We start from the raw sequence: 24,430 nt of genomic DNA, 5'->3' as shown, positions 1-24,430 counted from the left end.
TTTTAAATTTATTTTGTAACCTGGCTAATGATTTCCAGTAGACTTTTGGGATTGAACGGCTTAACCAACCACCCGGTTGCTCCGGCATCTCTGCCTCTGGCTTTCATCTCACTGCAAGACTCAGTTGTTAACATTAGGATTGGTATGGTTTTGTAAGGCGTTAAGCCTCTCAGTTTCTCAAGCAATTTCAGTCCGTCCATGCGAGGCATGTTGATATCGGTTAATACAAGATTAAAAGTTTCACGTTGGGCTTTATCCAGCGCGTCTTGACCGTCAACTGCTTCTGTTACTTCATAGCCTGCACCTTTTAAAGTGAATGAAATCATTTGGCGAATTGAAACCGAATCATCCACAGTCAGAATTGTCTTGCCCATATTTATCTACTTGCTCCTTGTGCTAATTAAATGAATATAGCTTGAAATCTAAAAATTAAAATCTCAATGTAAACGATTAAAATAGCTCTATTTCGCCTTTTTGTACTTCATGCTGCACGACTGGCTTATTTGTTTTTTTTGTTACAGCCAGTTGCACTGCCATAGAAATTTCATTGTTGTTTCCCTGTTTATATTTCTCGCTATCACTTGTGTTTCTAATATAATCAATATGTTGCAAAGTATTTTTTAATGTGTCAATTTGCTTTGTCGTGTGCGCAAGTAGTTGAGAAACTAAATCGCCAAACTGCAAAGCGGTCAGTACAGATTGAAGTTCTTGCTCATTTTTATCGGTAATCACTATTTGCTTATTAAGTAACTCCAGAACCGATTTGTTATTCCTGGATGCCGATAGTTTTTTAATGTCCAGAATTGCTTCATGTTGAGATTTTGATAGTTCATTGATATATTCAAAATTGATCATTAGATGCGTGACTGCGTCGTTTACTAGTCGATCAATCTGATTCAATTCACTTTTGATATTTAAAAAGTATTCATCTACCGCTACGTTATAGATTCTGTTGTTAACGTCAGTCTCAAGCTCGGTACCTGAATGCAAACTCAACTCATCATTTTCGGGCGCTTTGTCTGTCATGTTTTACCAGTAGGTTTTTATCAATCTTCATTGCTTCTGCTAATTAGTTGCCTCGCCAATCCTGTTCACCCAGCCTAATGCTTCAAGTTCCAGGTTGGTTAATTCACCCAGATCTAAGAATCCCAATTCTTTCAATAGCGATCGAATAATGGTTACTTCGCCAGTTTCATTGGCCTCAATCAATTTTAGTTCCTGACCCAGACGACCTTCCCGGCTCAGTAATGCTTGGCTCATATCTTCCGGTATGCCTAATTTATTGATAATTTGTTGCATGTCTATTCCGAGAACTGTATCTAATAAAGACAAAATACCGACCATGAAAGCTCTTTCCTGATGATTTTTGTCGTGCGGGCGTTCAACCGTTGCAATAAGTTCCATCAGCTTTCCACGTGCTGCGGCGGTTTGCAGCAGTGCATTTGCCATACTGTCACTGTTGCTGGAACTTTCGGTTGTATAAAGTAGAAGCTGAATCCAGCGCTGCAATTGTTTGCGTCCCAGCAACATGATTGACTGCTTAATGGAATTGACTTTTTGCGGCAATCCGCAGGCAACAGAATTCACCATGCGCATCAGGTTGTAGCTTAGTCCAGGTTGACGTTTGAACTCTTTATCAATTTCCTCTATATCACTGTCACTCATTACAAGTGTTAACAATTTCAAAAGTGATAACTTGGCGGGATCAGCACGCTTTCCTGAAATTTTTTCAGGTTTTGCGTAGAAATAACCTTGAAACATCTCAAAGCCGAGCTCCATGCATTGATTAGCCAACTCATGAGTTTCCACTTTTTCTGCAAGCAGCAGGACAGGCCAACGTTTAAAATGATTAACAAGGTTAACCAGTTCTTTTTCTGCTAAATTCGAAACATCAATTTTTATAATATTGATAACTGGCAGAATACGTTGAAGGTCTTCATTCAGTGAAACCACACCATCAAGTGCGAATTGATGGCCAGCTTTTTTTAATTCGGTACATTGTGCTATGAGTTCATTATCTAATTGTTTTGAGCTATCTATCTCTAAAACAACATGCTTATTGGGTAACAAGCCTATAACATCACTCATTATGAATTCTTTATTTACATTGATGAATCCGCGTTGTTGACCTAGGACATTTTGTATGCCCAAATTACCATAAGCATTCACAATGACATTTGCTGTGGCAGACAAATCATCCTCAAAATCAGCAGTTTCTGCCGTTTCATTTGTTCTGAAAAGTAATTCAAATGCAACTAGATTTTTATTCCTGTCAAGTATGGGTTGTTTACCAAGAAAAATTTTCTCCATTCAGATCTCCGTCATAGGTCATCGGTTTTTTATGCAAGCAAACATATGCTATTGATTATCGGCCAGGAAATGTGTTTCTTAAGCTGCTCGCTTTGATGCCAATTGAAAAAACAGAACAATAATTTCTGACTGCCAAACTAAAGGAGAGCGCGTGTATTAGCAATTGATAGAATGTGTAATGATTTGTGAAATATGTACTGCCGAAATGAGGATGCATAATTACAAACACTGACTTCCAATGAAAAATATTTTATATGGACAATCATGAAGCCATACTGGCAACACAGGCGATATTAATGGGAATATCATGGGCCAGTGGCATTAATTCATATGCTGTTTTATTGCTGTTGGGTCTAGGAGGAGTGGCGGGTTATTTTAATTTGCCTCCAGAATTTCGGCACTTGAAAGTCCACTGGTGACTGGTGCGGCGGGATAATATATTTCGTTGAATTCTTCGTCGACAAAATACCTGGTGTCGATTCTTTTTGGTATGCTGTTCGCACTTTCATCCGTATACTTGTTCATGTCATGTTGGCTGCAGGTACAATAGGGGTAGTGTTACGCCAGTATTGGTAGTTGCAGCAAGGGTTTCGTGAGGAACTATTGCCGTGACAAGTCACTAGTTATTCCAGCGCAAGATTACTTGCTAACGCTTCATCAAAGCCTGTAACGAATTGGTATGCGTCCATATCTGAGGATATTCTGGTAACAGGTGGCTTATGGTAAGTCCTGAATTATTCATTGCAATCATATTGTTGTGTCGGTATAAGCAAGGCGCTTTTATTCGGAATGGCAATTCGCTAAAATCCGAGGAAACGATTGAAGAGAGTAGTCACTTGGCAGTACCTCAACGATTGCTGCGGTTACAGCAATTTCGGTAAAACAGGATACTCATGGAAACAGAACTTCTTAAACGGAAGAACAAGCTGTTTAAGAGGTGACTAAATATAAATTTGTAAAAAATTAAATTTAATAAAGATTGCCGGTAAATACTTGTGCACCGTCATTTCTCAGTTGACTGAGTATTAAGCTGGCAAGACTGGCTCTCTGATATCTATCTGTGTTTTCTATAATTTGTTTTTGGTATAGATTAAAAAGATGTTTACTAAGAGAACTTTTTTTACTTTTTTCAGCACATTTGTAAGAACTGAAAATTATTCATACAGGTCATTGCAACAAAATTTAAGAAGTATTGATTTTAAGATGATACTTATTTGTGTGATTACCGTTTTCGTGCTTACTTTTGCATACTATTTCGGGGATTACAAATTTGTTGTTTCAATTCTCCGTGATCTGGGTTTTATTGATCAGGCTCAGCAGTTTCAGAGAATCATGACAACCCATTCAGATGCCGGGTTTTATCGACCACTTTACTGGGCGTCTGTGGTGATTTTTTTCTATCTTATTTTGCCGGCAATTTGTATCAAGTGGATATTTAGAGAAAGTTTCTCAGACTACGGCATGTGTTTTAAAGATGCATTTAAGTACTATCGGCTGTATGTTTTGATGCTGGTTGTCATGTTGCCATTAGTTATTTATTTTTCTGCGACAGAAAGTTTCCTGAAAATGTATCCATTTTATAAAGTTGCGCCGGGTGACAGTTTATTTCCAAAATTCTTTATCTGGGAGTTTTTTTATTTTCTGCAGTTTATTGCCTTGGAGTTCCTTTTTCGAGGATTTATTTTGCATGGTACCAAGCATAGATTCGGTTTTTACGCCATTTTCTTCATGATGGTACCCTACTGTATGATTCATTTTGGTAAACCAATGCCGGAAACCGTCGCGGCCATTATTGCAGGTTTGGTTTTGGGTTATATGAGTCTGAAAAGTCGCAATATATGGATGGGCGTATTTGTTCATTGCAGCGTTGCGTTTATGATGGACATTTCCGCCTTATATCGTAAAGGCGCTTTGGGCGGGCACAATGATATGTTGTGATGAATTCTGGACAACGCATAATAAGTTGTTTATTTGAAAAGTATATATGCTTACAGGCTGAATTCAATTCCGTTTTGCATTAAGCCAATGAGATCAATATTATCTGCATTGAAAGAAGTATTTGCTGCAAATAGAGTCAATTCGACAGCTGAAAAGTTGTTACTGTTGAGGAGATTAACATAAGGTTGTTTTTCTTCAGTTGTCGGGTCATTGCCGAATAAATTGCGCCATAGCAGTGTTACAGTCGAATCATGGCTATGCACGCCAGCAGCATCAAGCGCGGCAGAGGTGAGTTGCTCACTGCTTATGCCGTTATCAATGAGAGATAGGCCAATTTTTACAAAATGCTTATCGTTCACTGATGAAGCGCCAAAAACAACACCCAAGAGCTTGGCAATTTGTCCTGAAGAACCATCTAGATCAAGTGCAAGGCCCATGTCATCGAAAGATAAACGTTCAATACTGATCAGCTTATCAAGACCATTATTTCCCGTCAGATGTTGAATGGAGAATTCTTCATCATTCTTTTTTATTGTATAGTCGCTGAGCTTTCCATCAAATAAAGCTTCGTCAATTCCAGCACCCCCCATTATGATATCGTTACCTTCCAGGCCCATAAAAGTATCATTGCCATCATTACCTGATAGAGAGTTGTCATATTGATTGCCAAAAAGAACATCATTATTTTGGCCACCGCTGGCATTCTCAATCACTGTGTCATAAGCAATCCAGATATTGGGGACGATAGCACTGTCTAATCTGCTGGTGGCATGAATAGAATGGCCAATGTATGATCCTTGACTTTCTTCTAATTGGATGAATGCTGCTTGGTTACCCGTGTAACTGATTGAGTCTGTTCCGGCGCTGTCCCATATTGTCTGGTGGTATGTGCTGTCATCCGTATAGTGGTAGATGTCGTTGCCGATATGAAAGGCCTGGTTTGCTCCGTATAGATGTTGGATGGCCTTTATATCCAGCGGCATAGGTGTGGTAGGATAAAAATCAAAAATAGAATTTTGATTTCCCGGTAAGGCAGAATAACTCATGATAGTGGCAGACATAGTATCTTCTGCGATTGAAAAACTTGAGTCTTCAAATGGGTGCTGAAGACCGAGTGCGTGTCCAATTTCATGTAATACGGTCAAAAAAGAAAAATCACCTCTGGTCCATTCATTGACGGCGCTGTTACCTGATTTGTTGATCCAGATGTCGCCACTCCAAACACCGTTAGCAGGCAAATAGGCCCAAGCTTCAGCATTATCAAGTTCTCTGACTTCAGTATAGGCTATTCGAATATCGCCAACAGAATTATCAGACTCATCGATAAAATTGAAATCAATATTTGCGACATTTTCCCATTGCTGCAGTGCGATGAGGAAGTCGGATTGATTGGAAAATGAAAGTGGTGTATAGGAAGCGCTCCACGGTTCCTCTCCAGGGCCGTAGCCTGTAAATGGATCAGCAGACCATCTGGCATCGTTATCAGGAAAACTAAAAGAAATTACTGGATTCTTCCAACGAAACCCCAATATAAGTGAATTGACAGAATTTGAGTCCGACAGGCTGGCAAGGGAAATTTCACTGAAACTGAAGGGCGTGGGCATGATCACAAACCAGAAGGACAAGCTGATGTTTCAATTGCATTTTATTTTTCCATTTTCCCGGGAATTATTCAAATTAACTTGATCTGTCTAATTCTAGACATGTGCTTTTTATTGAAGGTTCATCAGTGTTTTGTGGCGTGCTGTAGCGTCCCGACTCATATGCCCAGTCCAGATTGCCTCTCATCCATGATCGCAGTACCGCAACATATTTGTTTATATCGCGACTGGATGATTCAGGAAATTCGGGTAACTGCTTTTCATGTGCTTGAAATTGTTGAATCTGTGCATCAATCAGTTTTTTGACTAGATTCAGCGATTCTTGCAAGCTAATATTCAACTCATGTTGCATAACCATCACCATATTATGCATGTCGCCATGTGCTTTTTCTTTAGCTAACGAAATAATATCGTTGGACCAGCAAACCACATTGTTGGTAAGATTTGCGAGTTCTGTCAGGCGTGGATGCGCGCGTGCGATACAGGGTATATTAATCTCTTCGGCAATTTCTATTAATTCAATATCAGTATAAAGACCACCGCTAAAAGGGCGCATCAGGATATAAGAGTCTGTATCTGGCCAACGATTATGGAAGCGATTCTGTGATTCCCAGAAAGTCGCTTCAAAATATTCAGACGCACTTTTGGCAAACCGTATCATCCAGGCTTGCGATGAAACCGGGTTAAGTCGATTGTAAATATCATGAAGTGCATGGATTAACGGGATATCTTCAAATTTGAGTTGATGACCGGAAAGAATTTCGAGGCATCGGTTGTGTAACGCTGAAAGCTGATCAGGAAGTTTTCCGAGTCCACTTTCATCACATTGATCATCAATAACAAATAACCAGGTATTCCAGTCAGAAATGATTTCTAGCCGATCCAGAGCTGCATCAGGGTAGGCCCGTGCGGCCAATCGACCAAATTTGGATAATCGCAGCCGCTCATAGGCCCTTTCTTCTGTTACAAGCTTATAATCTTTGACCCATTCAAGTGTATGTTCATGAACTTGATCGGCATAAGGACTTATTTTCTCTGGAAATGGACAGGTAAGGTGTGGGAGGGTTATTTTTTCATTTGTCATAATTAGAACCTCATGTTTTATCGTGATATTAGGTGATGAACAGATGTGTCAACACAGTGTATCAGCCAATAGTATATTGAAATTATTGAAAAAACACAGAATAGGCTTTTTGTTTATGTTATAGAGGTTTCAACGCAGACTCAGGAAAAAACGTTGCGGCAGGTTATTTTCAACTTCCGCACTTTTTTATAACAGGTTATTTATGTCAAAAACGATAAGAAAACATGACGGTAATTAAGTCCCAATTGGCGTCCCCCTCTGAGCCCTGAAATAGTTGAGGGTTGTCTGTTGGCGACAACCAGCCGGTTCCGTGTATTCTGTGATAGTCGGCGGCAACCAGGAAATTACGGGCGAATTCCCACCGTAGACCAAAAGTAATATCTTTTGCAAAAAAATTGTGCTTTGGAAGACCTGTTAGTTGAGCTGATTTTTTTCCGCTTCGATCATGTATATTAGCAAAAAAAGCATCAAATCTTAGCAGTGCAGTCCAGGCAGGCGCGAAACGATATTCTGATTGCACATAAAAACTTTCAGAAGTATTTTTAAAGGCAGCACCATCAGGAGTTAGTGATTCGCTACGTTCCAAGATGACTTGTCCGTATTCTGCGGTGAAGCTCCATTTTTCCAGGTTAAGCTGTGCTGAAGCGAGTGGGTAGAGTGTTTTGATGCTTCCAGAGGAAACTGCGGGCGAGGATGATTTGAAATCACGATCAAGATCAACGATGCTGAAAAGTAAGCGAAAGCGGCCTTCTTTCCATTGATAACCAGCGCGGCCAACAAAAAGAGGCCGACCAGTCATTTTTCCAGGAGCGTTTGCATGGCCTGTTAAAAATTCGGATGCTCCGCCGGTATTATCAAGAGGATTGGCAGTAACGAATTCTGCGTTGAAAGCATGTTCGCCAATAGCATGGCGGCCATAAATCAATCCTCCATCAGATGATATCATGGCTTGACGTAATGCCAGCGCGTCGAAATAGACCGATTGAGGTAATGTGACACCGGGACGAGTCCAGATAACATCACGTGTGTCATTATATAAACCAAAAGGATTTTTTATTCTTCCTAGACGAATGCCGACGGTACTCTTATTGTTCAGTGGTAACTGGTAGTCAAGATTAGCAAAATCCAAGCGGAAATTATCTGTGTCAGAACCGCCTGCATTGCGATAGAGCCCCTGAGCGGCAATGAGTAAATTTGGATATACATGCCCCATGACATTAATACCGATTTCTCTGAAATCAAAGCTGCCGTCTTTTTGGCTGTTGCCGAAAAAATTGTTTCCTGTCGTGTAAGTGTAACCTTGACTTGCAAAACCGTGTGCCCGCCAGTCGCCTACACCAAGATCGAGTGAATAAGCGTCTCGACCAAATAGCAGGCATAAACCCGCTATTATGAATGTCGATAAGCAATTTAATATTGTTATTTTTTGCATTTTTTCACTCCGCGAAATAACCTATGGCACCTGGTGTAAATTGAATTTTGTCGCGCATGTCTTCAATATTATTTACTGTGATAGGTGGCGAGCCAGTACCTGAATACATCATTCGATCCCAGGCAGACCTGAGTTGATAGGGATAAACGCCAAGAATTTCTTTTGAAAACCGTATGTGAAGCGGGTGTTTATCTGGCAGGACAAAAGCGCGAATTGGAGTTCCATCAGACCAATGCGTTTGTCTTGTGAAAAAAATCCTGCGTAATTGCTCTTGGTTTAGTTGTGTATTCTGTGAATAATCACTATTTGTATGGTTATTGACTTTAATTACTATTTCAGATGCAATGGCCGCGTTAGTCAGTAACAGGAATAGTGTGATTTTAATAAAAAAATTTTTTTCAATTGATCTCATACTACATGAATCCGGGTGCCAGAATATGATCGTAATTTTCTCATAGATAAAGTGTTTTTATTTTCATTTTATTTGTCGTCTAATCAAAGAGATATGACCCGCAAGTATCCAGAGTAAAGATTTCAGAAAAGTGTATTCGGCATTTTATTTTAAGTATGTAGCTATTTAGCCATATTAGAATGCAGAATTGTAAAAAATCCATGCGCTGCAGAACTGAGACAAAACATTGTAAATCCGCAGTATGATTCGTTATGTAGCTTCAACACAAGGAAAAGTAAGTAGCAACTCACCAATTGGAACTGGAAATTGTTTGACTGATTGGTCGAGCGTAAGCGTACTCTAAACTACAATAATATGAGTTAGTTCCTTATTTTAGGAGAGATATGGGGTATTTATATCTTGCTATGGCAATAATTGCAGAAGTCATAGCTACAAGTGCACTGAAATCGTCTGAAGAATTCACAAGACTGATTCCAAGTATTGTTGTGGTGTTAGGTTACGGCACTGCGTTTTATTTATTATCACTAGTATTAAAAACAATTCCTGTAGGTATCGCCTATGCAATATGGGCGGGGATGGGAATCGTGTTGGTTGCAATAGTTGCAGCGATAATGTTTAAACAAGTGCCTGATTTGCCGGCAATTGTTGGGATGATGCTAATTGTGTTGGGTGTGATAGTGATCCATGTTTTTTCTAACACCGCCAGTCATTAATTTCGCAAGGTAGGGCGTTATCTTGATTACGTTAATTAATCTAATGGTGTGGCGCTTCATTAATAAGTGGTGGCTTGCAAGTTATCTGATTTGTTGTATTTAGATTTTGTACGGAAAACGTTATCATCCTGGAGCATGAACGTAAAGAATCAAAACATCGCACAAAAATCACCAGAAAGAAATATGCAAGATCAATGCCGCCACCCGGCTAAAAGCAGTATTCAGCTTCTATTGTTAAGGCGTTTTCTGTGGATTTCAACTGTTGCGCTGCTGGCAATCATGAGTGTGCCTTTTTTGAAGTCGGTCTATCAAACAATTACCGGTCATGAATCAACAGCAGGCAGGATTTCCATGCACCCCGATGAGATGTTACTGCCTGAACTTGTATTGATTCCGGCTGGATCTTTTTATATGGGTGAACAAAACGAATCATTTATAAAGAATTTAAGCGCGGACGAAAAAAAATACTTCGGTGTTCCAGGAAAGCATGTTGAGATTGACAGGCCTTTTTACATCAGTAAGTATGAGATCACCAACGCACAATATGATAGCTATGTTAAGGCACAACAATTCAATATTCCGATGGAAAAGAACTCAATCATACTGCCAGACGTTAAACAAGATAAATATGACAACTATCCGGTCGCGGAAGTCAGTTGGCGCAGGGCGATGGCCTACGCAGTCTGGTTGGGTGAGCAGAAGCAGTTCAGCTGCCGTTTGCCAACTGAGGCGGAATGGGAATACGCCGCCCGGGCCGGTCTTAATAACGCCTACCCGTGGGGTGATGAGATTGGCGTCAATAATGCCCATTGTCGTGAATGCGGTAGTCAGTGGGATAAACAGCAAGCGGCACCGGTTGGACAGTTCAAAGCGAATCTTTATGGTTTATATGATACGTCTGGCAATGTTTGGGAATGGACCTGCTCGGCGTGGCGAGATCAATACGAAGGGCAGGAACAACAGTGCGCCCGTATGGAAGAATTCGGTACGCGCGCGGTGCGTGGTGGCTCCTGGGCCTATGATACAAAATACATAAGATCATCCGTGCGCGGTGAATTTGATGCAAGCATCCGGTACAGCGGATTTGGTTTCCGAGTCATGTGTCTGTTTTCTGTCGAGTAGTGCTGTATTTTACAAGACAGATATCAGGGTGCTTAAACTTCGGTAACCGGTAAACAGTCAGAACGGTTTATTCACATCGGACATTGTTGATGAAGCGGATAGGGTGATGGTGTATAGTTGAGTAGTGGCGCTTAAACAAATTTTTTCGATACGAAAGGAGAAAAGACAATGGCAACCATAACTTTCGAGGTCAAAACATACGAAGTAAAAATTGCACGCGAATTAAATGCCTCGGCAGACGGATTGAGTCTTAAATTTCCCGCTTATATCTTGTGTCGGGGCGATAAGTATCATGTCGTGGTTTATATTCTTGATGATGCGAGTCCAGTGCCTGCCAACACATTTATACCGACACGCAACCGGGGGACTATTTTTGTTCCACGATGGCAATTTGAGTGGTTCGTTGATCTGTTACGCAATGAAAAACCAGTTTTTTGCTATTTGAACAGTGACTCACCGAACTGGAATGCGCTATACACCGGACAAGAGCCTGTAGGAGAACATGAGCTGTAATTTCTTATACCTAAAAAAGCATCATTTGTGCACATGAATGCGCTGTGCTTCTGATCCAGGGCATTGAGCTTACAGTTCCGTTTAATATGCAAGGTGCATTATGATCCATGTGCGTATTCAAATTTATGAATCTAACAGGTGTGATTGCGATGACACGATTAGCTGCCTTGTGTAACTGGCAGCATTTATTACGTTTTGCATGGTGTACTTTCCTTACAAATCACAATTTCTATATAAAAAATTAAAAGATGACAACGATATTTATGGTATTGGGATTGGAAATGAGCTTGTTTGACGCTGCAACGGCAACGCATGTGGTTTTTCGACAGCATGTATGATATTCCCCGACTAAAATTTTTGTCCTATAACCACGGTGGATAATTGTTAAAGGAAGAGACTGATGAAAGTAGAAGTAACAGTTGAGTTAGATATTAATTTATCCAAAGCCAGCATTGCGGATATCAAAAAATTGTTGGAAGAAATGATGAATCCTAAAAAATTCGACGCTTTAGAAGCGATTAGCATCAAAGATATCAGCATAGGGAAATAGCATCTGTAATGTAACTGGATGAAAAATATTGGTAGTCTGCATTTTGTAGACGCACTTGTTATCATATTCATAATAGAAAAACATTACAGTTAAGAATATTATCGGCAGTAGTATAGAAGTTTTCTCCTGCGAATCGGTCGCTGGAGAATATATTCAAACTGGGGGATGTAGGGTAATAATAGTTGAGAAGCGGTTTATATCGAATAAATGGTGCTTTTGAGTCTGATTCTAACGCCATCGTGACACATTGTAGATGGTTTTTAACATCGCGCCAGGAGATAATACGTTGATTGAAGTGGCAGGAATTGATCATATTGTGTTGAGAACAACAAGATTACAGGACATGTTGAATTTTTATTGCATGGTGCTGGGTTGTGTGATTGAAAGAGAAACTGCCGTTGAAACAGGATTAACTCAATTGCGTGCGGGAGACGCCTTGATTGATCTGGTCACCGTAGATAGTCGTCTGGGCAGATTAGGTGGCGGGGCGCCGAAAAGAACCGGAAACAATGTCGATCATTTTTGCCTGCAACTCAAGCCCGTTTCGGAAACGGAAATAAAAAAACACTTGAAGATGCATGGTGTCGAGGTAGGAGAGTTTGGTGAACGGTATGGCGCGCAAGGTGTCGGTAGTTCAATCTACATTCTTGACCCAGAAGGCAATACGGTCGAGTTGCGCTCGCAAATATAACTTTTATCACAATTTTTTAAGTGAAAATTTTCTAGAGAGATCCTCGCTGTAAGATAATGCTCGCAACACGCTGCGGAGCGATTTGGAAAGTGGGCGCGAGCACGGAACAGGTTGTGGCTTTTGTTTGAAATCGAAAATACATTGAAAGGTAAACCACGAATTAATTTATTCGCTCAATATGCAGGTGGTGTTTCTTCTAAAACACAGAATTATCAAAATCATATCTGAGCACGTCAATTCGATAATCGCAAACAATAGGTGGAATACGAACCGTCTGCAAGAGTTATTAGTCCGGCATTAACTTTGTTCATCTATACCATTTCAGAAAACGCGGCTTGAATGAGAATAGCAATGACTTTGTGTGACGTGTTCTTCCACAGAAGAAAGCATTAACAGAGTTGATTGAGGGCCCAGTGCTACAGACGAATGAAAACGTCAATTGTCAATCGAGAAAAGTGCTTGGCTAGCGTGCCACAGACGATGTATTCTTTGGCGTACAAAATATTTACATTAAACCTTCCGGTGGTGATGTTGCACTCCGAGGTTGAATCCACGAGAGATATAAAGAAAGGAATACAATCGTTCCCATGATTAACACTTCGGAACTTCCTAATTACAGGATACATTTATCCCAGCTTCTGCACCAAGCTTTCGATAAAGTTATGGCTGCCGAGACCACCGACATTGATTTGCGTATTGAAATGACACGCACTAAACAGGCAAACCATGGCGATTATTCCTGTAATCTTGCCATGCAGTTGGCTAAGCCGCTACGTAAAAATCCACGCGAGATTGCGAATATGTTGATTGAAGCGATTGCATTATCGCCTTATCTGGATAAGATTGAGATCGCCGGAGCGGGATTTATCAATTTTTTTATTAAAAATACAGCTAAACAGGCATATCTTTTTCATGTTCTGCAAAAAGGTGATTCGTTTGGCGCCAGCGATTTCGGCAAAAATGAGAAAATTCAAGTGGAATTCGTGTCAGCCAATCCAACAGGTCCGCTGCATGTCGGACACGGCCGCGGTGCGGCGTTTGGCGCAAGTCTTGCCAATGTGCTTTCTGCGGCAGGTTTTTCTGTAACGCGTGAATTTTATGTCAATGATGCAGGCCGACAGATGGATATTCTGGCGCTGTCGACCTGGCTACGGTATTTGGCGTTAAACGATATACACGTTCCTTTTCCAGAAAATGCCTACCAAGGTGAATATGTAAAGATTATGGCGCAGCTGATCTGTCAGGCACATGCTGATCGCTATGTGCGCCAGCCTGAGAAGCTTCTGGACGGATTACATGAAACAGCGCATGATAAAGCGGTAAATACTGATGAAGATTTGGATCAACTCATCGCTAACGCGAAAAGAATATTAGATCAAGACTATGCTTATATCCATAACTTTGTATTGACTGAGCAGCTCGGTGATTGCCGTAATGATTTGATGGAGTTTGGCGTTGAATTTGATACCTGGTTCTCGGAACAATCACTTTTTGATAATGGACGGGTCGCGCATGCTGTTCAGTTACTCGATGAAAAAAAACATCTCTATCGTCAGGATGGTGCGGTCTGGTTCCGTTCAACCGATTTTGGCGACGAAAAAGATCGGGTGGTGCAAAGAGAAAATGGTCAGTTTACCTACTTTGCTTCGGATATTGCTTATCATCTAAATAAGTTTGAACGTGGTTTTGAAAAGATTATTAATATCTGGGGGGCGGATCATCATGGGTATATTCCGCGTGTAAAAGGTGCATTGCAGGCATTGCAACTGGATCCGGATAAACTAAAAATTGCATTGGTGCAGTTTGCGGTTTTATACCGGAACGGGAAGAAGGCGTCCATGTCAACCCGCTCGGGGGAATTCGTAACGTTACGCGAATTGCGTCATGAAGTTGGCAAAGATGCGGCACGTTTCTTTTATGTGATGCGCAAAAGTGACCAGCACCTCGATTTTGATCTTGATCTCGCAAAGTCTCAAAGTAATGAAAATCCGGTCTATTATATCCAGTATGCGCATGCACGGATTTGTAGTGTATTGGCGCAATGGGATGGGGATATTGCAACATTGGCTGAGGTTGATGCGAGTGTGCTGACAAGCGCATCTGAGTTGGCGTTGTTACAGCGGTTAATTGATTTTCCGGACATGGTCGAAGCGGCCGCGCTAGAGTTTTCTCCGCATTTGATCGCTTTTTACTTGCGAGAACTGGCCAGTGAGTTCCATAGTTACTATAATTCAAGTCATATTCTGGTGCCAGAAATTCCACTTATGCAAGCACGGCTAACGCTGATTGCAGCGATTCGGCATGTACTGAAAAATGGATTGGAATTATTGGGCGTCAGTGCGCCAGAAAAAATGTAGGTCGCTATTTTAGAGGATATGGAATTTTCATGAGCCGCGATTATAAATCCCGTAAGCCCGCAGCATCGAGGGGCGGTAAAGGTGTTTTGATGTTGGGCGTTTTTATTGGTTATACATTAGGTATTGTGAGTGCTATCGGAATATGGTTTTATCTGGAGCAAGCACCAAGCCCTTTTCTATCGGAAGAACAGATTTCCGGATACGATCAGTTGGTTAAGCGTTCTGATAATAACAAGCAGACCGAGGGAGCTGATGCTGCTGCGGAACATGGAAATGTGGCTAAAGTGGAGGAGAAAGCACAGTTTGATTTTTATAAAATTTTATCCAATGCAGATGAGCCGACCATAGATTATGAAACTTCGCAGCATGTTGAAGAATCCGTCAACGTGGAGAAGCCGCGCACAGTTGAAAAGCCCAAACCGAATCCACCGCCGGCTTTATCTTCAATTCAGAGAACAAAGCAGACTGAGCCAGTTCATATAGCAACAGAGACATATTATCTTCAAGTCGGATCGTTTCGCAACAACGCTGATGCGGATAACCTTAAAGCAAAGCTTGCGTTGCTAGGCGTGATTGCTTCAGTGCAATCGGCCGATTTGTCTGAAAAGGGCATCTGGTATCGTGTCAGAGTCGGCCCATTTACGCAAAAGCCCCGGGTGGATCAAGTACATCATACATTGCGGGAAAACGGTATAGAGGCTCAATTTATCAAGACGCGATAAATCTGTCATAGAGAGTTTAAATTTTCTGGATGATTTAATTCAAAATTACTTTATATAAGGCGAGCGCACATATGAGCAAATTAATTGCAATTGTAATCGTTGTTATAGGAACAGGATTGTTTGGTATGACAAGTGCTCATGCTGAAATTGTTGAAGGGAGGGATTATAAAGTACTGGAGAATCAACAACCTGTGCGGAGCGATGATCGTATCGAAGTGATTGAGTTTTTCTGGTATGGCTGCCAATACTGCAACAGCTTGCACCCACATATTAAGGAATGGCTGAAGAATAAGCCGAGTGATGTTGATTTTCGATATGTGCCGGCAATTTTCAGAGATAACTGGATACCGGGCGCTAAAGCGTTTTATACGATAGAAACCCTGGATATCATGGAAACAATACATGACAAAATCTATGATGCAATTCATCAAGACAAAATCAACTTGACGGACGAGTCGGTTTTGTTTGGGTGGGTTGAGAAGCAGGGTGTTGATAAAGAAAAGTTTGTCAATATATACAACTCATTTACAATTCAAAATCAAGTTGCCAGATCGAACCAAATGACACGTCAGTATCAGTTAACAGGAGTGCCTGCGCTTGTGATAGAAGGCAAATATGTCACCAGTGGTCGGCAGGGCGGGACGCCTCAGCTTACAATACGCATACTTGATGAAATTATAGATATGGTTCGAAAATCTAAAGAATGAGGCACTGTCAATTTTTTAATGTATTTAGAAGTGATTGTCATAAGAATCTGATTAAATATAAATTTATTTATGTCAATAGAAAAAATTATTTTTGGTGCCGGTTGTTTTTGGGGTGTAGAATCAACATTCTGTAGAATTGACGGCGTAAGGAATACAACTTGTGGTTATTCAGGAGGTGATGTGGCACACCCTACCTATGAAATGGTGTGTAAAGGTAAAACTGGGCATGCTGAAGTTGTATTGGTTGAATATGACACTTCAGCAGTTTCACTCGATGAATTACTTGATGTGTTCTGGCAGTGCCACGATCCCACAACTAAAGACCGGCAGGGTGTGGATATTGGTACGCAGTATCGTTCTACTATTTATTTTTTTACTCCGGAACAGGAAGCGGCTGCCAAGTTGTCGTGCAGTAGAATACAGCAAAGCGGTCGCTGGCAATCGCCTGTTGTAACTGAAATTCTACCTGTCAATACATTTTATCCTGCAGAAAAATACCATCAGCGCTATTTCGAAAAACGTGGCATTCTTTGATTTATTGTCATTTAAAATGCCGATGTTTCAATCTATCCGTTGTGATTAAAAAAAATTGGCGTATTATTTTATACGCAGATTGAGAATGGGGGCACCTGAAGGTGTGTCATCTGAAGAAATGCGTTTTATCAGAATCTTCAAACTCAAGTATTACTTGAGTCCGAGAATTGTTTAATCTGTATAACACAAAAAAATGGCTATAAAGACCGGTTGCTTGTTTATTATCAGTGCGCCTTCAGGTGCAGGGAAAACCAGTCTGGTTAAAGCGTTACTTAAAAAAGATTCACGTATCAGTTTGTCAATTTCATACACTTCACGTCCGCAGCGTACCGGTGAAACGAACGGATGTGACTATCATTTTGTCGATGAGGAAGCTTTCAGGCGAATGCAGGTTCGCGGGGAATTTATGGAAAGTGCCGAAGTCTATGGTAACTTGTATGGAACCTCGCAAAAATGGATAAATGATACGATTGCATCAGGGCAGGATATCTTGCTTGAAATTGATTGCCAAGGCGCCAAACAGGTGCGCCGTTTTTTTGCACATGCAATCGGTATTTTTATATTGCCACCATCCAATATTGTATTGGAAGAACGTTTGATAGCACGGGATCAGGATACTGCTGAGGTCATCCGAAAAAGGCTTGCCGCTGCACGTGAAGAAGTGAGTCATGTAAATGAGTTTGACTATGTTATTATTAACGATGAGTTAGAAAATGCAGTAAATGATATAGTTAGTATAGTCAATGCAGAACGTTTGAAAAGAGAAAAGCAAATAATAAAATATCAGGCATTGATTGCTCAGCTTACTCGAAATTGTAATTCCAGCAACCCCAACTCGTAACTTCTTTTAATTAATAAATTGAAATAAATAAAATGGCACGCATTACTGTAGATGACTGTTTAGCGAGAATACCGAACCGTTTTGATATGACACTGGTTGCGACCACCCGTGCGAGGCAACTAGCTATGGGCGCTTCGCCGATGATTGAATCAGCGCGGGACAAGCCGACGGTAATTGCATTGCGTGAGCTTTCGCAAGGAAAAGTCGATATGGATATCTTAAATCCTAAGAATTTGTAGTGTAGGAAACAATCGTATGCAAGAATAATCTGCGCATTTGTTGTTTACTGTTTCTCAATAGAGCGTTTATCTCTGGATAATGTCTTTGTAACTTAACGCCATTTATTTGAGTATTTACGTCAATGCCTGAAGCTGAATTTCTGTTTTCTGAAGTTGCTCAATACCTGAGATCGGAAGATGTCACTCAGCTTAAAAATGCGTATTCTTTCGGTCAGGGTGCACATTCCGGTCAGTATCGAAAGTCAGGCGAGCCTTATATATCCCATCCGCTGGCTGTTGCCAGAATTTTGGGTAAACTCCATATGGATGCACCGACGCTGACAGCCGCATTGTTGCATGATGTCGTTGAAGATACGCATATTTCCAAGGAAGAGATCAGCGAAAGATTCGGTGAATCGGTGGCCGAGCTGGTTGACGGTGTTTCAAAGCTTGAGAAAATTAAATTCCAAACGCAGGCAGAGGCGCAAGCTGAGAATTTCCGTAAAATGTTGCTGGCCATGGCGCGTGATGTACGTGTCATTCTGATAAAATTAGCCGACAGACTGCATAATATGCAGACGCTTGATGTCATGCGACCTGAAAAACAACGCAGTATCGCACGCGAAACATTGGAGATTTATGCGCCCATTGCACATCGTCTGGGGCTCAACAATATTTATCAGGAATTACAGGAATTGGGTTTTTGTTATTCCTATCCATTACGCTACCGTGTTCTGGTAAAGGCAACAAAAGCGGCGCGAGGTAATCGGCGTGAAATTGTTGGAAAAATTCAGGACGCGATTATTAATAAATTAAAAGAAGCAGGCTTGGATGCACAAGTCAATGGTCGTGAGAAGCATATCTATAGTATTTACAAAAAAATGGCGGAAAAGCAGTTGTCATTTTCCGAGGTACTTGATATTTATGGCTTTCGTGTAATTGTGAAAGATGCTCCAGCATGCTATGTGGCACTAGGTGCATTGCATAGCCTGTATAGACCTATTCCGGGCAAATTTAAAGATTACATTGCTATACCTAAGGCAAACGGTTATCAGTCGCTGCATAGTACCTTACTAGGGCCTTTTGGTATTCCCATGGAAATGCAGATCCGTACGCGAGAGATGCATCGTATTGCTGAAAATGGAGTGGCTTCTCACTGGCTTTATAAAAGCACTGATGCAAATCTGAATGATCTGCATATGAAGACAAACCAATGGCTGCAAAGCCTGCTGGAAACATTAAGCGATTCCACTGACTCTATGGAATTCCTGGAACACATGAAAATTGATTTGTTTCCGGGTGATGTTTATGTATTTACCCCGCAAGGAAAAATTTTGACGCTACCCAGACGGTCAACCGCGGTAGATTTTGCATATGCCATTCATTCCGATATCGGAAATTGCTGTGTGGCCGCTAAAATCAATGGTGAGAATGCACCGTTGCGCAGTGAACTTAAGAGTGGTGATCGGGTGGAAATTGTGACGGCACCTTATGCTAAACCCAATCCATCTTGGTTAAGTTATGTGGTTACAGGCAGGGCGCGCTCTCATATACGCCGTTTTCTTAAGACTATTCAATATGATGAGTCCGTTGAGTTGGGTGAACGGATGCTGAATCAGGCATTACTGACTTTAAACATTGATCCAGCCATGATTAATGAAGTGCAATGGGAAAAATTGGTGCGAGACAGTGGCGCCGGTTCCAAGAAAGCGCTGCTGGCGGATATGGCTTTGGGAAAGCAATTGCCAGCTGTCATTGCCAAACGATTGATTTCTCCACTTGAGTCGGTCAAAAGTGAACAGGTGTCCAGTGACCCCATTACAATTCTGGGTACTGAGGGTTTAACTGTGCAGTTTGCCAAATGCTGTCATCCCATACCGGGAGATGTTATCGTCGGGTTGATTAAAAAAGAGCATGGGCTTATTATTCATACGCATAATTGTCCAACTATTACACAAAGCCAGAAACACTCCGAGAATTATCTGGATGTTGCTTGGGGCAAAGACATTACAAGAACATTCGAAGTTAAAATAAAAGTTATAGCAGCAAACAAACATGGTGTTCTTGCAAGAATTGCGGCTGCTATTGCTAAAACTGAATCCAATATTGATGACGTTGCTATGGAAAGTGAAAAGGACTATACAGCGATGGGTTTTATTTTTCAGATTAGAAACAGGCATCACTTGGCACAGGTGATGCGAGATTTGCGACGCATTAAAGATGTTGCGAAAATCACGCGTGTTTGAGAATAACTGCTAATATAATGCAGCTCTGTGTTTTGTTTACATTTCGAAATAATCAGTGAAAATATCGGTCATTTCTTGACAGAGATGAATAATAGAACGGAACTGACCGATGAACATGGGGTACTTTGTGCCAACTATTTCTGCTTCAAGAGCAGGTTTATGTAGGCGGAATTGAAACATGTCGTCGTTTTTTTGAATGCAGTGCTGCAGATAATGCGTGGTGGCGCACAATAGCGTTTATTTCCCCAGTCATTGGGAAAGTGGGATTCAGTTTTTAAGCGTTTCTCGCGTTGCTGCATGGCAACGGCCAGATTAATGATCTTTTTACGGCTGTCTTTTGTGATGTAACCGGCTGTGGCAAAGAGTTTGTAGCGGAGCGTTTTGAGCGTATGCTGAATGTCGGGCTTGCCTGATACGGCACCACTTTTCAATACGCCCTGACGAAACAGGCTTATCAAATTGTAAATCAGCATAACCGTCAGCAAAGTCGTTTCAGAGGCTCAAAAATTTTTTAAGATTAAAGCTCTCGCCACCAAACTCATATTTGAGTTCCTTGATGCGATTCTCACCAATCTGCACGGCCACGGTATAAACGCCAAAGTGCTGCGCCGGTAAATCCATATCTGTGACCAGCGTGCTACAGCGGTAACAAGAAAAAGCAGGATCATCGGCAAGTAAGACAGTTGCCTGCCTTTTGCATTCGTGCGTTCATCTGTTATTTGACGAATACCCACCAATCTGTTTCATCAACCATCGCCCTTTGTAATGGCTGGTTGATCTATAGTTTAATCAAATAATGCATGTCACGCTGATCCAGGTCATTCAGACGATTCGTACCACACCATACTGACAGTATGAATTGCAACATCAGTTGAATTGGCGCATAGCTTCGGTTATTACTAACCGGTTGCGGTAATCCACATGCTGACACTGCCGGCTGAAAACCTATCCGGTCAGGCATCCGTTCATCAGCCCCATACCACCTCAGGCAGTGATTTCTTTTGCGAAAATCAAAACCCAAAACCCAAAACCCAAAACCCAAAACCCAAAACCCAAAACCCAAAACCCAAAACCCAAAACCCAAAACCCAAAACCCAAAACCCAAAACCCATATATATCTCCCGGAAGAAAAATATGCATTTCCCAAACAGCGCTAATTTGCCAAAACATCATTATTCTTAACAAGTTATTCTATTGGTTTTCATTAGAAGGCTAAGATAATGGAAAATCTGAGTTGAACACTACAGAAGAGTATTCTCACAGTATGAGAAAATGACCAGAAATTACATCAAGTTTACATGACCTGCTTCAGCATTGATTTGGCTTCCGTAAAGTGTCAGCAGTAGCTAGTCAAAAATCAGAAACTTACCCAGCGTTTTGCAGGATCCTGCCGGTAAAATAGTACAAGCTGTTCATAAACGGCGGTGAAATACTGCTGGATAATCAGTGGAGACTCAAAAAAACCTTCGCTCAATACGGCAAAAAATTCTGCCGGACTCTCGGCTGCATAGAGATCAATAATCGGATCGGGTCGTGTTTCTATCTGACGACAAAAATCTGCATAAGCTTGATTGAATACATCATGCCAAGTATGCGCGCTCATATTGGCATGTAAGGGTGGGCAACCGTTTGCGCCTTCGTGCAGCATATCCAGTTTGTGCGCACATTCATGTATGATGACGTTATGGGCATATTGAGTTTGTGATTGTGTTGCAATCTGTTGCCATGAAAGAATGACTGGACCTGCAAACCAGGCTTCTCCAGAGGCAATGTTGTAGGCATGATGCACTACACCAATTTCATCTGCATACTTATAATCCAGTATAAACTCTTCTGGATATACGATGATTTCAATCCAATCATCATAATAATCCAGGTTAAGGTTCAGAAGCAGAATACAGGCTTGTATAGCTACTGTTGTACGCATTTCATCAGTAATCACCAAATTATGTGCGCCATTGATTACCTTGGCATGCAAGAATAACAAAACAAGCTCATGTAGTCGCTTTAGTTCGTCCGGACTCAAGCCTTTCAGGCAGCGTAGGCTGGTTACTTTTTTCCAGATAGTAGCCGGAATTTCTTCATGTTGAAGTATCCGGTTACGTCGCCAGTGATTTAAACCCCATGACATAGTGATCTAAAGATAAAACTGCCTTGTATGAATATTAATTCTTTACATTATAATAACGTATACAGGGCAAAGAATCATCGTTAATCATTTTAAATGGATAGAATAATAATCGTATTTTTTGATGAACAAAGGTTAAAAATAGAGTGACCAATACAAAAAGAGCGCGGGATATTCAAGTGAGAAGCACCCATCTAGAAGTTGATGATATTATTTCAAAATTAAGAGCTTTACGTGTCGCGTCTCTGGAAAGTCGCAAGCGACATGACAGGCCACCCAAACTGCCATCGCGGAAAATACTTGCAAATGTTGCAGAAGGCTTGAGCGCTGCGTTATTTCCGAATCGTCTGGGATCCTCGGAACTTGCAGACGAAGGTATCGACCATTATGTGGGTCATATCCTCAATGTGACATTGCGCGATTTGATGGTGCAAATTCAGCATGAATTGCACTATAACTCAAACCTGGAAACACTTAGTTGCGAGGATCAGAAAAAATCAATAGTGATTACGCAAGCGTTTGCCAAGCGTTTGCCGGAAATTCGGGTTTTGCTGGATAGTGATATTATTGCTGCCTATGAAGGCGATCCGGCCGCGCGTAATGTTGATGAAGTATTGGTTTGCTATCCGGGTATTATGGCGATTACGCATTATCGGCTGGCGCATGAATTACATAATCTTGGTGTGCCGTTAATTGCGCGTATGATCTCGGAAATTGCACATTCGGTTACAGGTATAGAAATTCACCCAGGTGCTCAAATAGGCGGTAGCTTCTTTATAGATCATGGAACCGGTGTGGTGATCGGTGAGACAACCATTATCGGCCAAAATGTGCGCCTTTATCAGGCAGTGACACTGGGCGCCAAGCGTTTTCCTGTCGATGAGAACGGTGCCCTGGTGAAAGGTAATTTACGCCACCCAATTGTGGAAGATGATGTCGTGATTTATGCGGGGGCAACCATTCTGGGCAGGATCACTATCGGGCGTGGTTCAACGATTGGTGGTAATGTCTGGTTGACGCATAGTGTGCCGCCTGGCAGTAATATATCGCAGGCTCCAACACCTCACAAAAAATCAATGTGATACGCAATTTTGCAGGGCAGATGTAAGTAGTGCTTGCTCTGAAATCCAGCCCGCAACGCTGTGTTGCCAAACGACGGCCTCTGAATAATTAATCTAAGCGAGCAGCTTGCTTCTAGAAATGGATTGAACTTACGGTTTGCTGATGCTGATAATGCGAGCATCACAGTGTTGAGGGTGAATTTTATACATTTTATACTGCCGATTGTGCCAGTGTAGAAACGCTTATAAGCAGGACGGTGTTCTTTGTTGTTTAGTAAACGTTTATGCTTAACTAAGCTGGTGTTGGCTTTTTTTGGTATGTGTATTCAGTTTCACGGCTCTAATGATTTTAAGGTTTAAAAAAATGAATTATTAGAAATGCTATAAAAAGTAGTGCACCCATTAAGCTAAGAATTGCATATATACGAAATTTTTTTGCTAATATTTTCTGACTAAATGTTGATAAAATAAAAGGGTGTTGCTTGTGAATTGTGTTGCTAAGTGTATAAACCGTCGGCATTTTAGATAAATGTTGGCGGCGCTTTTCGGCTTCCTGACTGGCTGCTGCGCGCACTGCCTCCCATTCAAGTATGTCTATTTTCCCGTTTTTGTCTTGGTCAAAGTGATTCAGGACTTGATTGTAATCTTGTTTCCATTCTCGGATTACTTGTCCGGTCATTTGATGATTACTTGGTACATCGCGACCGCCCCCGCTTGTTTTGAAATTGCCGAGCGCATAGATTAGATCGTGTACATAAATAAACTTTTCTATATAACGATAACGTCGGCCACTAATGACGTTGAAAAAATTATTCGTGTTTTTTGTTTGTTTTGGCTTTTCTGTGTTGCCGTACCAGGTGCGCGAATGTTCTGTCAGGATTTCTGCACCTTCCGGGTTAATTACGCAAATTCCAGTGTTGTCTTGTATTAAAAAGGACTTGTTACTTGTTCCTTCTTCAACTGTAGACCAATGGCTGTTTTTTCCAGAACGTTGATAACGCTGTATTTTGTAGGTATACCAGACGCAAGAATTTCCAGAAAGAGGTGCAATCAGTTCCTTATTTTCGCCATATGAGACGGTGCCTTTGATTTCCACATGGCCTTGGGCGGCAGAGCGTATTTTTGAAGTGGGCGTGTCTTCGATCAACCGTGCACGCTTTAGATAACGAAAAGTCAACCAGAAACAGATCAATGCCATCGAAGAGGAGAAAACCAGTAAGAAAAACTGATTTTCACTCTGCAGCAATGAA

The 24,430-nt window shown here is 41.3% G+C and carries 28 protein-coding genes; 16 read left to right on the top strand and 12 right to left on the bottom strand.

All coding sequences use genetic code 11. The annotated features are described in order from the left end of the window. Positions 1–8: 8 nt before the first annotated feature. The 3 genes from C8R11_RS09950 to C8R11_RS09940 form a co-directional block, all read right to left on the bottom strand. Positions 9–374 (bottom strand): response regulator, encoded by a 366-nt coding sequence (locus tag C8R11_RS09950; RefSeq protein WP_107795563.1) that lies wholly within the window; start codon positions 372–374, stop codon positions 9–11. A gap of 76 nt (positions 375–450) precedes the next feature. Next, positions 451–1,026: a hypothetical protein gene (locus tag C8R11_RS09945; protein WP_107795562.1), complete on the bottom strand. Its 576-nt coding sequence runs from the start codon at positions 1,024–1,026 to the stop codon at positions 451–453. Between the two features lie 39 nt (positions 1,027–1,065). Then, positions 1,066–2,310, bottom strand: a complete 1,245-nt coding sequence (locus C8R11_RS09940) for an EAL and HDOD domain-containing protein (protein ID WP_107795561.1) — start codon at positions 2,308–2,310, stop codon at positions 1,066–1,068. 254 nt (positions 2,311–2,564) lie between these two features. On the opposite strand from C8R11_RS09940, the gene C8R11_RS17165 reads away from it, so the two are divergent. The 3 genes from C8R11_RS17165 to C8R11_RS09925 all read left to right on the top strand — a co-directional run bounded on the left by C8R11_RS17165 (position 2,565) and on the right by C8R11_RS09925 (position 4,248). Then, on the top strand, positions 2,565–2,729 hold the full coding sequence (locus tag C8R11_RS17165) for a DUF4126 family protein (protein WP_107795560.1): 165 nt from the start codon (positions 2,565–2,567) through the stop codon (positions 2,727–2,729). Between the two features lie 13 nt (positions 2,730–2,742). Further along, positions 2,743–2,886 (top strand): DUF4126 domain-containing protein, encoded by a 144-nt coding sequence (locus C8R11_RS17160; protein ID WP_107795614.1) that lies wholly within the window; start codon positions 2,743–2,745, stop codon positions 2,884–2,886. Positions 2,887–3,642: 756 nt separating this feature from the next. Beyond that, positions 3,643–4,248: a CPBP family intramembrane glutamic endopeptidase gene (locus C8R11_RS09925; RefSeq protein ID WP_181258228.1), complete on the top strand. Its 606-nt coding sequence runs from the start codon at positions 3,643–3,645 to the stop codon at positions 4,246–4,248. Between the two features lie 50 nt (positions 4,249–4,298). Here the strand turns inward: C8R11_RS09925 and C8R11_RS09920 are convergent, their stop codons facing one another. From C8R11_RS09920 to C8R11_RS16735, 4 genes are all read right to left on the bottom strand, one after another. Next, on the bottom strand, positions 4,299–5,852 hold the full coding sequence (locus tag C8R11_RS09920) for a M10 family metallopeptidase (protein ID WP_107795558.1): 1,554 nt from the start codon (positions 5,850–5,852) through the stop codon (positions 4,299–4,301). Between the two features lie 73 nt (positions 5,853–5,925). Next, complete coding sequence (locus tag C8R11_RS09915) at positions 5,926–6,933, bottom strand: terpene synthase family protein (RefSeq protein WP_181258227.1); 1,008 nt, start codon at positions 6,931–6,933, stop codon at positions 5,926–5,928. Between the two features lie 205 nt (positions 6,934–7,138). After that, positions 7,139–8,365: a porin family protein gene (locus C8R11_RS09910; RefSeq protein ID WP_107795557.1), complete on the bottom strand. Its 1,227-nt coding sequence runs from the start codon at positions 8,363–8,365 to the stop codon at positions 7,139–7,141. Positions 8,366–8,369: 4 nt separating this feature from the next. After that, entirely contained in the window at positions 8,370–8,777 is a 408-nt protein-coding gene (locus tag C8R11_RS16735) for a hypothetical protein (RefSeq protein ID WP_107795556.1), read from the bottom strand. Between the two features lie 383 nt (positions 8,778–9,160). Between C8R11_RS16735 and C8R11_RS09900 the strand changes: the two genes are divergently transcribed. The 12 genes from C8R11_RS09900 (at position 9,161) to C8R11_RS09850 (ending at position 19,991) form a co-directional block, all read left to right on the top strand. Continuing rightward, positions 9,161–9,490, top strand: coding sequence for a DMT family transporter (locus C8R11_RS09900; protein ID WP_090701700.1), 330 nt, complete (start codon positions 9,161–9,163; stop codon positions 9,488–9,490). 135 nt (positions 9,491–9,625) lie between these two features. Next, positions 9,626–10,612, top strand: coding sequence for a formylglycine-generating enzyme family protein (locus tag C8R11_RS09895; protein ID WP_107795555.1), 987 nt, complete (start codon positions 9,626–9,628; stop codon positions 10,610–10,612). A gap of 168 nt (positions 10,613–10,780) precedes the next feature. Continuing rightward, positions 10,781–11,125 carry a hypothetical protein gene (locus C8R11_RS09890; protein ID WP_107795554.1) on the top strand — a complete coding sequence of 115 codons (345 nt, stop codon included), beginning with the start codon at positions 10,781–10,783 and terminating at the stop codon, positions 11,123–11,125. A gap of 400 nt (positions 11,126–11,525) precedes the next feature. Then, complete coding sequence (locus C8R11_RS16195; RefSeq protein ID WP_170841691.1) at positions 11,526–11,675, top strand: hypothetical protein; 150 nt, start codon at positions 11,526–11,528, stop codon at positions 11,673–11,675. 253 nt (positions 11,676–11,928) lie between these two features. After that, the gene (locus tag C8R11_RS09885; protein ID WP_219908578.1) at positions 11,929–12,366 is read left to right on the top strand and encodes a VOC family protein; all 438 of its coding nucleotides are present in this window, start codon (positions 11,929–11,931) and stop codon (positions 12,364–12,366) included. Between the two features lie 587 nt (positions 12,367–12,953). Continuing rightward, on the top strand, positions 12,954–14,723 hold the full coding sequence (gene argS / locus C8R11_RS09880) for an arginine--tRNA ligase (protein WP_107795553.1): 1,770 nt from the start codon (positions 12,954–12,956) through the stop codon (positions 14,721–14,723). Between the two features lie 29 nt (positions 14,724–14,752). Further along, positions 14,753–15,445, top strand: coding sequence for an SPOR domain-containing protein (locus C8R11_RS09875; protein WP_244907624.1), 693 nt, complete (start codon positions 14,753–14,755; stop codon positions 15,443–15,445). A gap of 71 nt (positions 15,446–15,516) precedes the next feature. Further along, entirely contained in the window at positions 15,517–16,152 is a 636-nt protein-coding gene (locus tag C8R11_RS09870; RefSeq protein ID WP_107795552.1) for a thiol:disulfide interchange protein DsbA/DsbL, read from the top strand. A 69-nt stretch (positions 16,153–16,221) separates the two neighbouring features. Then, positions 16,222–16,686 carry a peptide-methionine (S)-S-oxide reductase MsrA gene (gene msrA / locus C8R11_RS09865; protein WP_181258226.1) on the top strand — a complete coding sequence of 155 codons (465 nt, stop codon included), beginning with the start codon at positions 16,222–16,224 and terminating at the stop codon, positions 16,684–16,686. 193 nt (positions 16,687–16,879) lie between these two features. Beyond that, the gene (gene gmk / locus C8R11_RS09860; RefSeq protein ID WP_107795551.1) at positions 16,880–17,527 is read left to right on the top strand and encodes a guanylate kinase; all 648 of its coding nucleotides are present in this window, start codon (positions 16,880–16,882) and stop codon (positions 17,525–17,527) included. 32 nt (positions 17,528–17,559) lie between these two features. Next, positions 17,560–17,766, top strand: coding sequence for a DNA-directed RNA polymerase subunit omega (gene rpoZ, locus C8R11_RS09855; protein ID WP_090701714.1), 207 nt, complete (start codon positions 17,560–17,562; stop codon positions 17,764–17,766). Between the two features lie 122 nt (positions 17,767–17,888). Then, positions 17,889–19,991 (top strand): RelA/SpoT family protein, encoded by a 2,103-nt coding sequence (locus tag C8R11_RS09850; RefSeq protein ID WP_107795550.1) that lies wholly within the window; start codon positions 17,889–17,891, stop codon positions 19,989–19,991. 134 nt (positions 19,992–20,125) lie between these two features. Here the strand turns inward: C8R11_RS09850 and C8R11_RS09845 are convergent, their stop codons facing one another. From C8R11_RS09845 to C8R11_RS09835, 4 genes are all read right to left on the bottom strand, one after another. After that, on the bottom strand, positions 20,126–20,464 hold the full coding sequence (locus tag C8R11_RS09845) for a hypothetical protein (protein WP_107795549.1): 339 nt from the start codon (positions 20,462–20,464) through the stop codon (positions 20,126–20,128). 19 nt (positions 20,465–20,483) lie between these two features. Beyond that, positions 20,484–20,612 carry a hypothetical protein gene (locus C8R11_RS17000; RefSeq protein ID WP_280523891.1) on the bottom strand — a complete coding sequence of 43 codons (129 nt, stop codon included), beginning with the start codon at positions 20,610–20,612 and terminating at the stop codon, positions 20,484–20,486. Positions 20,613–20,975: 363 nt separating this feature from the next. Continuing rightward, positions 20,976–21,164, bottom strand: coding sequence for a hypothetical protein (locus C8R11_RS09840; protein ID WP_181258225.1), 189 nt, complete (start codon positions 21,162–21,164; stop codon positions 20,976–20,978). A 184-nt stretch (positions 21,165–21,348) separates the two neighbouring features. After that, on the bottom strand, positions 21,349–22,122 hold the full coding sequence (locus C8R11_RS09835; protein WP_107795548.1) for a M90 family metallopeptidase: 774 nt from the start codon (positions 22,120–22,122) through the stop codon (positions 21,349–21,351). A gap of 143 nt (positions 22,123–22,265) precedes the next feature. Here C8R11_RS09835 and epsC point away from each other — a divergent pair, with 143 nt between their 5' ends. Beyond that, complete coding sequence (gene epsC, locus C8R11_RS09830; protein ID WP_107795547.1) at positions 22,266–23,201, top strand: serine O-acetyltransferase EpsC; 936 nt, start codon at positions 22,266–22,268, stop codon at positions 23,199–23,201. A 328-nt stretch (positions 23,202–23,529) separates the two neighbouring features. On the opposite strand, the gene C8R11_RS09825 is transcribed toward epsC, so the two are convergent. After that, the gene (locus tag C8R11_RS09825; RefSeq protein ID WP_181258224.1) at positions 23,530–24,276 is read right to left on the bottom strand and encodes a GIDE domain-containing protein; all 747 of its coding nucleotides are present in this window, start codon (positions 24,274–24,276) and stop codon (positions 23,530–23,532) included. Positions 24,277–24,430 lie beyond the last annotated feature (154 nt).

This window comes from Nitrosomonas aestuarii, assembly GCF_003046585.1.
GTDB classification, from domain to species: domain Bacteria; phylum Pseudomonadota; class Gammaproteobacteria; order Burkholderiales; family Nitrosomonadaceae; genus Nitrosomonas; species Nitrosomonas aestuarii.
The sequence above is the reverse complement of the archived record's forward strand: the minus strand, read 5'-3'. Positions and strand labels throughout refer to the sequence as shown.